The following is a 10,393-nucleotide window of genomic DNA, read 5'->3' as shown; positions in this document are numbered from 1 at the left end:
CGTCAGCTCCCCAGTGCGTTGTCGATGAAGTCGAAGAGGTCGTCCGCGGACGCCGTGGCGAGGCTGTCCGGGACGGCGGCGGCTCGCGCGGTGCCGGACCACTTGGCCAGCAACGTCTGGAGCCTGCCGTGCACGGCCGCCCGGCCGGCGTCGTCGAGCTCGGCGGCCAGCAGCCGGGATTCCAGGCTGTCCACTTCGGACAGCAGCCGGTCGGCGTCCGGCTCGGCGCCGGTCAGCTCGCCGCGCAGGTGCGCCGCGAGCTCGGCGGGAGATGCGTGGTCGAACACCAGCGTCGACGGCAGCCGCAGCCCGGTCGCGGTGGCGAGCCGGTTGCGCAGCTCGACCGCGGTCAGCGAGTCGAAGCCGACGTCCAGGAACCCGCGGCCGGGGTCGACGCCGGTGGCGTCGGCGTGCCCGAGCACGGCGGCCATCGCCTCGCGGACCAGGTCGAGCACGATCCCGTCCTGCTCGGCCGGGGTCCGCCCGCCCAGCCGCCGCGTCAGCCCGGCGGCGTCGGACGGCGCCACCGTCCGCTGCGGCCGGGCCCGGACGAGGCCGCGCAGCAGCGGCGGGACGTCGTCGCCGCGCAGTGCCGCCGGGTCGAGCCGCATGGGCACGAGCAGGCTCGCCGCGTCCGCGACCGCCGTGTCAAAGAGGTTGAGACCATCCTCTGTGGACAGCGGCAGTAGTCCGGACCGGCTCATCCGCTGCCGGTCGGTCTCGGCGAGGCCGCCGGCCATGCCGGTTTCCCAAGCACCCCAGGCGATCGACGTGCCTGGCAGTCCGGCAGCCCGGCGCTGCGCGGCCAGCGCGTCGAGGGCAGCGTTGGCGGCCGCGTACGCGCCCTGTCCGGCGGTGCCCGCGAGTCCGGACACGGAGGAGAACAGGACGAAGGCGGCGAGATCGGCGTCGCGGGTCAGCTCGTGCAGGATCCGCGCGCCGTCGGCCTTGGGTGCGAGGACGGCCGCGAGGTCGTCTTCGGTGAGCCGGTCGACGGTGGCGTCGGCCAGCACGCCGGCCGCGTGCACGACGGCGGTGAGCGGCAGCGTCTTCACCAGCGCGGCCACGGCGTCCCGATCGGTGACGTCGCAGGCGGCGACGGTCACCTCGGGCAGCTCGGCTTCGAGCTCCTTGGCACCGGGCGCGTCGATCCCGCGACGGCTGGTGAGCACGACGTGCTGGGCGCCGCCCCGGACGAGGTGCCGGGCCAGCGCGGCACCGAGCGCGCCGGTCCCACCGGTGATCAGGACGGTGCCGTCCGGGTCGAGGGCGCGCGGGACGGTCAGGGCGAGCTTCCCGATGTGCTTGGCCTGGCTCAGGAAGCGCAGCGCGTCCGGGGCGCGCCGGACGTCCCAGGCACGCACCGGCAACGGACGCAGGTGCCCGGCCGCGAAGAGCTCGAGGACTTCGGCGAGCATCCGCCCGAGCCGCTCGGCCCCGGCTTCGGCGAGGTCGAAGGCCCGGTAGTTCGGCGCGTCGCGGACGTCGGTCTTGCCCATCTCGAGGAAGCGGCCCCCGTCGGCGAGGAGCTTTTGCGAGGCGTCGATGAACTCACCGGTCAGCGAGTTGAGGACGACGTCGACGCGCGGGAAGCGCTCGGCGAACTCGAGGGTGCGCGAGGAGGCGAGGTGCGTGGGATCGACATCGACGGCGGCGTGCTTGCCGGGACTGGCGGTGGCGTACACCTCGGCCCCGAGGTACCGCGCCAGCTGAACGGCGGCCATCCCGACCCCACCGGCGGCGGCGTGGATGAGCACGGACTCGCCGGGCTTGAGCTCGGCGAGCTCGACGAGGCCGTAGTAGGCGGTGAGAAAGGCGACCGGCGTGGTCGCGGCCTGCGCGAACGTCCACCCGGCGGGAATCCGGGCGAGGAGGCGGTGGTCGGTGGTGGCGTGGGTGGCGAAGGTGCCGGCGAAGAGGCCGAAGACGCGGTCGCCGGGGTGGATGCCGGTGACGCCTTCGCCGATTTCGGTGACGACGCCGGCGGCTTCCTGGCCGAGGGGGACGGGACCGCCGGGGTAGCGGCCGAGGACGTTGAGGAGGTCCCGGAAGTTGACTCCAGCGGCCCGGACGGCGACTCGGACCTCGCCAGGGGCGAGCGGCCCGGCCGGATGGGCGTCTGCCGTGATGCCGTCCACCGTGCCTGGGGCGGTCACCGTCAGCTGCCAGTCGCCTTCGGGCAGCTCGAGACCGGCCACCGTTCCGCGCGCGATGCGCGGGACCAAGATCCGCCCCGCGCGTACCGCCACCTCCGGCTCGTCGGCCGGCAAGACCGGCGCCGGTGCGCCGTCATCCAGGTCCAGCAGGCGGAACCGTCCCGGGTGCTCCGAGCGCGCGGCCCGGACCAAGCCCCAGGCCGCCGCCGCGCCGAGGTCGGTCACGTCGCCGTCGGCGGCCGCGACTGCTCCCCTCGTCACGAACACCAGCTCGCCGTCGCGGTCGTCCGACAGCCACGCGCGGATCGCCGCGAGGACCGTCGCCGTCGTCGTGGGGACGTCCGCGGCTTCGACCGGCAGGAACACCGAGTCGGTCGCGGCACCGGGCTCGGCCTCCCGCCACTCCAGCCGGAACAGCGCGTCGCTGACCTGCGGAAGCACCGGGCGCAGCACCAGCGAAGCCACCGTCAGCACCGGCCGTCCCTCGCCATCCGCGACCGTCAGTGCCACCGTTCCCGGCTCGATCGGCGTCAGCCGGACCCGCAGCGACGCGGCCCCCGAGCTGTGGCGGGTCACCCCGGACCACGTGAACGGGAGGCGCCCCTGGCCGTCGTCCGGGAGGAGGTCCCCCAGGCCCAGGCCGTGCAACGCCGCGTCCAGCAACGCCGGGTGCAGGCCGAAGCGGCCGGCCGCGTCGTGGTCGGCGGCCGGCAGCGCCACCTCCGCGAACACCGAACCCTCGTGCAGCCACGCCGCCCGCAGGCCCTGGAACGACGGCCCGTACGTGAACTCGCGGTCTTCGAAGCCCTGGTACAGGTCCGTCACGTCCACTTCGGACGCTCCGGCCGGTGGCCACTCGCCGAGATCCTCGGCCACCACCGGCTCGTCGGACAGGACGCCGGTCGCGTGCCGCGTCCACTCTCCGGTGTCGTCGCGTCGCGAGTGGACGGTCACGGGCCGTTTCCCGGCGTCGGCCGCGCCGATCGCCACCTGGACGCGAGCCGGTTCCGTCAGCGCGAGCGGCGCCGCGATCGTCAGCTCCTCCAACGTTCCGCACCCGGCTTCGGCACCCGCGCGGAGAACCAGCTCCACGAACGCCGTGCCGGGCAGGATGACCGTGCCGTGCACCGCGTGGCCGGCCAGCCACGGCGACTTCCGGGTCGACAGGGTGCCGGTCAGCACCCAGCCACCGGCGTCGGGCAGCTCCACCGCCCCGGTGAGCAGCGGGTGCCCGAGCACGTCTGGTTCGCCGGCCGCGTCCAGCCAGAACCGTTCGTGCTGGAACGCGTACGTCGGCACGTCCGTGCGGAGCGGGCCGTCGCCGAGCACTCGCGGCCAGTCGACGGCCAGGTGCGCCGCCGCGGTCAGGACGCCGGTCTCTTCCGGCCGGCCGGCGGCGAGCGTCGGAATGGCCTCGTCGACCATCGGGGTCAGCACGGCGTCCGGGCCCAGCTCGACGAACGAGGTGACACCCGCGGCCCGCAGCCGCTCGACGGCCTCGGCGAACCGGACGGGCTCCCGCACCTGACGCACCCAATACTCCGGCGTCACCACCAAGTCATCCACAGTGGACGCAAAGGGAATGACCGGCTCGGCGCAGGTGATCCCGTCGATCGCCGCCGCGAACTCCGCCAGCATCGGCTCCATCAACGCCGAGTGGAACGCGTGACTCGTGTTGAGCCGCTTGGTCTTCGCGAACGTCGACGCGTACTCGGTCACGGCGACCTCTTCACCAGAGAGCACCACGGAGTCGGGACCGTTCACCGCGGCCAGAGAAACGCCGGCGGGCAGCTGGATGTCCTTTTCGGACGCCTGAACCGCGATCATCACGCCACCCGCGGGCAACACCTGCATCAACCGGCCCCGCGCCGAGACCAGCGCGCAAGCGTCTTCGAGCGACAGGATCCCGGCGACGTGCGCCGCCGCGATCTCGCCGACCGAGTGCCCGGCGACGTGGTCCGGCCGGACACCCCACGACTCCAGGAGCCGGAACAACGCGACTTCCAGTGCGAAGATGCCCTGCTGAGCGAACTCGGTCTCGGCCGAGCCGAGGAAGTCGCGAAGGCGCGGGTCCAGGTGCGCGCACACCGCGTCGAACGCCGCCGCGTAGACCGGGAAAGCCGCGTACAGCTCCTGACCCATCCCGACGCGCTGCGATCCCTGGCCGGAGAACAGGAAAGCCACCTTGCCCCCGGGCCCAGGCCGCACCACCTCGGCGACAGCGCGTCCCTCGGCGAGCCCGGTCAGCCCGCGCCGGAACCCTTCGACGTCGGCGGCGAGCACGACGGCCCGGCACTCGAGCGACGCCCGGCCCGTGGCCAGCGTCCGCGCGGTCGCGGCGAGATCGGGCCCGGTCTCGAGGAACTCCAGCAGCCGCGCCGCCTGCGCCCGCAGACCGTCTTCGGTCCGCGCCGAGACCAGCCACGGCACCACGCCCCCGGCGAACGTCTCGGCCGGCGCGACCGCGGCGGGCGGCTCCTCCAGCACGACGTGCGCGTTGGTGCCGCTGATGCCGAACGACGAGACCCCGGCCCGCCGCACCCGATCGCCGGCGGGCCAAGCCGCGGATTCCGTCAGCAGCCGCACCGAACCAGCGGTCCAGTCCACTTGGGACGACGGCTCGTCGACGTGCAACGTCCGGGGCAGCACCCCGTGCCGCAGCGCCTCGACCACCTTGATCACCCCGGCGACCCCCGCGGCCGCCTGCGTGTGCCCGAGGTTCGACTTCACCGAACCGAGCCACAGCGGCTCCGCACGATCCTGGCCGTACGTGGCCAGAAGTGCCTGCGCCTCAATGGGATCCCCGAGCCGGGTGCCCGTCCCGTGCGCCTCGACGACGTCCACATCGGACGCCGACAGGCCCGCGGTCGCCAGCGCGGCCCGGATCACCCGCTGCTGCGACGGCCCGTTCGGCGCGGTCAGGCCGTTCGACGCACCGTCGGAGTTCACCGCGGAACCACGCAGCACGGCGAGCACCTGGTGGCCGTTGCGCTGGGCGTCGGACAGGCGCTCCAGCACCAGGAGCCCGGCGCCTTCGCCCCACGCCGTGCCGTCGGCGGCGGCCGCGAACGGCTTGCAGCGACCGTCGGCGGCGAGCCCGCGCTGCCGCGAAAACTCGACGAACCCGATCGGCGTGGACATCACCGTCACCCCGCCGGCCAGCGCCAGCGAACACTCGCCCGAACGCAGTGCCTGCGCCGCCAGGTGCAGCGCCACCAGCGACGACGAACACGCCGTGTCCACGGTGACCGCCGGACCCTCCAGGCCCAGCGCGTACGCAACGCGGCCGGAGAACACGCTCGCCGAGCTGCCGGTGCCGAGGTAGCCCTCGACCTGATCGCGGGCGTTCATCAGCAGGGTGCCGTAGTCCTGGCCGTTGGTGCCGGCGAACACGCCGACCCGGCTGCCGCGCAGCACCGACGGGTCGATCCCGGCGCGTTCGAACGCCTCCCACGACGTTTCCAGCAGCAACCGCTGCTGCGGGTCCATCGCCAGTGCCTCGCGCGGGCTGATCCCGAAGAACGCGGCGTCGAAGCCGGTCACGTCGTCCACAAACGACCCGTGCCGGACGTAGGACCGGCCCGGGGTCTCCGGATCGGGGTCGTACACGGCCTCGACGTCCCAACCGCGGTCGGCCGGGAACGGCGCGACCGTGTCGCGGCCGGCGGCCAGGAGGTCCCAGAGGTCTTCGGGCGAGCGGACGCCGCCGGGGAACCGGCAGCTCATCGCCACGATCGCGATCGGCTCGTCGGCCGGCCCGCGCTCGGCGAGCCGGGTCGGCGCGGTCTCCCCGCCGAAGTGCGAAGCGAGGTGGCTGACCAGCGCGGCCGGGCTCGGGTGGTCGAACACCAGCGTGGCGGGCAGCTTCAGGCCGACCGCGGCGCCGAGCTTGTTGCGCAGCTCCACCGCGGTCAGCGAGTCGAACCCCAGGTCGCGGAGCGCGCGGGCGGGGTCGATCCGGTCCGGCTCGGCGAACCCGAGCACGGCGGCGATCCGCGTGCGCACGATCTCCAGCAGCCGCCGGTCCCGCTCCTCCGGCGCCAGGCCCGCGAGACCGGGTTCGACGGCGTCGGTGCCGGTGCGCGGCAGCAGCTCCGCGAGCAGCCGGCCGGGTTCCTGCGCGGCCGTCCAGTCGACGTCGGCGACGACGACGGCCGTGTCGTCGAGGTCGAGGACGCGCTGCAGGCCGTCGAGCGCCAGTTCCGGCGGCATCGGCGGGACACCCCGTTGCCGCAGCCGCGTTTCGAGGCCGCCGTCGGCCAGGCCGCCGCCCGCCCAGTGGCCCCAGCCGATCGACGTCGCCGTCAGCCCGAGGCCGCGGCGGTAGCGCGCGAACGCGTCGAGGAAAGCGTTTCCCGGCGCGTAGTTCCCTTGGCCCGCCCCGCCGTAGGTCCCGGCGAGGGACGAGAACAGCACGAACGCGTCGAGGTCGAGGTCGCGGGTCAGTTCGTGCAGGGCGATCGCGGCCTCGGCCTTGACCCGTAGCACGCGGCCGGCCTGGTCGAGGGTGAGCTCGTCGAGGACGGCGTCGTCGAGCACGGCGGCGGTGTGGACCACCGCGCGCAGCGGCGCGTCCGCGGGCAGGTCGCCGAGCAGCGCGGCGAGCGCGTCGCGGTCGGCGGTGTCGCACGCGGCGACGGTGACCCGCGCGCCGAGGCCGGTGAGCTCGGCTTCCAGCCCCGCGGCGCCCTCGGCGGCACGGCCGCTTCGGCTGACGAGCAGCAGGTGCGGGGCGCCCTGGGCGGCCAGCCGCCGGGCGACGTGAGCGCCGAGCGCGCCGGTACCCCCGGTGATGAGCGTGGTGCCGTCCGGGCGCCAGGCGCGCCGGGCGGTCGTGGTGACCGGCCGGGTGAGCCGGCGGGCGAAGACGCCGTCGGGCCGGACGGCGAGTTCGTCCTCCGGGCCGGTCAGTGCGCCGAGGAACAGGTCGACGGTGGCGTCGTCCGCGTCGCCGGGCAGGTCGGCGACGCCGCCCCAGCGGCTCGGCTGCTCCTGCCGGACGACCTGGCCGAGGCCCCAGACGAGGGCCTGCTCCGGATCGGTGACCGGGTCCGCGGCGCCGGTCGAGACGGCGCCGCGGGTGACCATCCACAAGGGAACGTCGGCCTGCGCCAGCGCGAGTGCGGCGGCGAACCCGGCGGGCACGTCGGGGTGGCCCGGGGTCCGCCCTGCAGGCGCGACGGCGATGACGCCGCGGACTCCCGTGACGTCACCGGGTTCGGCCGCGCGGATCACCTCGGCGCCGTGGCGGGCGAGGCCCTCGGCGATGCGTCCGGCGAGGTCGTCCGAGCCGCAGACGACCCAGGTTCCCGCCACAGTGGACGGCTCGACGGGGACGAGCCGCCAGGCGACTTCGTAACGCAGGTCGTCGACGGTCGTGCGGCGGCGCGGGGCCGAAGGTTCGGACCAGTACCGGTCGCGCTGGAACGGGTAGGTCGGCAGGGTGACGCGGCGGGTGCCGGTGCCGGCGAACAGCCCGGCCCAGTCGACGTCGGCACCGCGGGCGAACGCTTCGCCGACCGACGTCATCAGCCGGGCCAGGCCGCCGTCGTCCCGGCGCAGGGTGCCGACCGCGGCGGCGGCCGCCCCGGCCTGGTCGATGGTCTCCTCGACGCCGACCGTGAGCACGGGGTGGGCACTGCACTCGACGAAGACGGTCGCGCGGAGCCCGAGCAGGGTCGAAACGGCCTGGTCGAACCGGACGGGTTCCCGCAGGTTGCGGTACCAGTAGGCCGCGTCCAGCTCGGCCGTGTCCAGCACCTCACCGGTCACCGCGGACACGAACGGAATCCGCCCCGATCGCGGCGTCACCTCGGCCAGCACGGACGCCAGTTCCTCGGCCAGCAGCTCGACCTGCGCCGAGTGCGAGGCGTAATCGACGGCGATGCGCCGCGCCCGGACGTCCACCGAAACCAGCAGCTCGTCGAGCGCGGTCGCCTCACCGGACACCACGACGGACGACGGCCCGTTCACCGCGGCGACCGAGATTCGCCCGCCCCACGGCGCGATCAGTTCGCGGGCCCGCTCGACCTGCGCGGCCAACGACACCATGCCACCCAGCCCGGACAGCCGCAGGATCGCCTTGCTCCGCAGCGCGACCACGCGGGCACCGTCCTCAAGGGACAGTCCACCCGCGACAACCGCGGCGGCGATCTCACCCTGCGAGTGCCCGACCACGGCGGCGGGCTCGACGCCGTACGAACGCCACACCTTGGCCAGCGACACCATGACCGCCCACAACACGGGCTGCACGACGTCGACCCGCTCCAGATCGCCCTCGAGCGCGTCCAGGAGCTTCCAGTCGACGAACTTCTCCAGTGCCGCAGCGCATTCCACCATCCGCGCGGCGAACACCGGCGAGGTTTCGAGGAGTTCCCGGCCCATCCCCGTCCACTGCGAACCCTGGCCGGGGAAGACGAAAACGACGTCACCCGGGTTGGCCGGCTCGCTCACGCCGTCGGCGACCACGTCGAGCCCGGCGGCGTCGAGGACGACGGCGCGGTGCTCGCGCACCGAGCGGGTGGTGGCCAGCGCGCGGCCGACGTCGACCGGGTCGCCGGTCAGGGAACGCAGGGCCCGGGCGAGGTCGCGCAGTGCCGGACCGGTCTTGGCCGACAGCACCCACGGCACCACGGGCAGCGGCGCGGACGGCTCGTCCGCCTCGGCCGGCACCGCCTCGATGATCACGTGGGCGTTGGTCCCGCTGACCCCGAACGACGACACCCCGGCCCGTCGCGGCGCGCCGGTCTCCGGCCACGGCACGGCTTCGGTGAGCAGCCGAACCTGCCCGGCCGCCCAGTCCACGTGCGACGACGGCGCGTCGACGTGCAACGTCTTCGGCAGCAAGCCGTGGCGCATCGCTTCGATCACCTTGATCACGCCACCGACTCCGGCGGCGGCCTGCGTGTGCCCGATGTTCGTTTTCAGCGCCCCCAGCCACAGCGGCCGGTCGCGGTCCTGGCCGTAGGTCGCCAGCAGCGCCTCGGCCTCGATCGGGTCGCCCAGCGTCGTGCCGGTGCCGTGCGCCTCGACGACGTCCACATCGGACGGTGCCAGCCGCGCGCTCGCGAGGGCGGCCCGGATCACCCGCTGCTGCGACGGGCCGTTCGGCGCGGTGAGGCCGTTGGACGCACCATCGGAGTTGACCGCCGAGCCGCGCAGCACGGCCAGCACGGGGTGGTCGAAGCGGCGGGCGTCGGAAAGCCTTTCCAGCACGAGCATCCCGGCGCCCTCGCCCCAGGCGGTGCCGTCGGCGGCTTCGGCGAAGGCCTTGCAGCGGCCGTCGGCGGCGAGCCCGCTCTGCTGGCTGAACTCGACGAACCCCTCCGGCGTGGTCATCACGGTGACCCCGCCGGCGAGCGCGAGCGTGCACTCGCCTGCCCGCAGGGCCTGCGCGGCGAGGTGCAGGGCGACGAGCGACGACGAGCAGGCCGTGTCGACGGTCAGCGCCGGGCCTTCGAGGCCGAAGGTGTAGGCGATCCGGCCGGAGAACACGCTGGCCGCGCTGCCGGTCAGGAGGTACCCGGACAGGGCCTCGATCTGCTCTTCGGACGGTCCGGAGATCTGCGCCATCCCGCCGACGAACACCCCGGTGCGGCTGCCGCGCAGGCCGTCGACCGGCAGCCCGGCGCGTTCGAACGCCTCGTGCGCGACCTCCAGGAGCAGCCGCTGCTGCGGGTCCATCGCCACGGCTTCGCGCGGCGAGATGCCGAAGAACTCGGGGTCGAAGTCCGCGGCCTCCGTCAGGAACCCGCCCTCGCGCACGTAGCTGTGCCCGGGCTTCGGGTCCCCGGGCCGGTACAGCCGCGCGGTGTCCCAGCCGCGGTCAGCGGGGAAGCCACCGATCGCGTCGGTCCCGGCGGCGACCAGGTCCCACAGCCGTTCGGGCGTGTCCGCGCCACCGGGATACCGGCAGGCCGTGCCGACGATCGCGATCGGCTCGCCCGCCTTCTCTTCGGCTTCGCGCAGCCGCGCACGGACGTCGTGCAGATCGGCCGTGACGCGCTTGAGGAAGTAGCGGAGCTTGTCTTCACTCGACATGGGTGGTCCTCGGGAAACAGGGGTTCGTGGAGTGCGGCCGGCCGGATGCCTTGAATGACTTATTCATGTCGTCTGGCGACATGAATGAGTCATTCACGTCGTTGGGGCGGCCGGGCAGGCGGCGGCGGTGGGCGGGGCGGCGGTGGGCGGGCCGGCTCAGGGCGGCCGCGCCTGCCGATCGCCCTCGGTGCCGACCG

Annotated in this window: 1 protein-coding gene; it reads right to left on the bottom strand. The window is 74.3% G+C overall.

Features of this window, described 5'->3' with window-relative positions; genetic code table 11:
- Nucleotides 1-2 precede the first annotated feature (2 nt).
- Nucleotides 3-10,259 (bottom strand): SDR family NAD(P)-dependent oxidoreductase, encoded by a 10,257-nt coding sequence (locus tag SD460_RS16405; protein WP_438860837.1) that lies wholly within the window; start codon nucleotides 10,257-10,259, stop codon nucleotides 3-5.
- Nucleotides 10,260-10,393 lie beyond the last annotated feature (134 nt).

This window comes from Amycolatopsis solani, from assembly GCF_033441515.1.
GTDB classification, from domain to species: domain Bacteria; phylum Actinomycetota; class Actinomycetes; order Mycobacteriales; family Pseudonocardiaceae; genus Amycolatopsis; species Amycolatopsis solani.
Note: the sequence above shows the minus strand (reverse complement) of the source record. Positions and strands in the feature narration are given on the sequence as shown.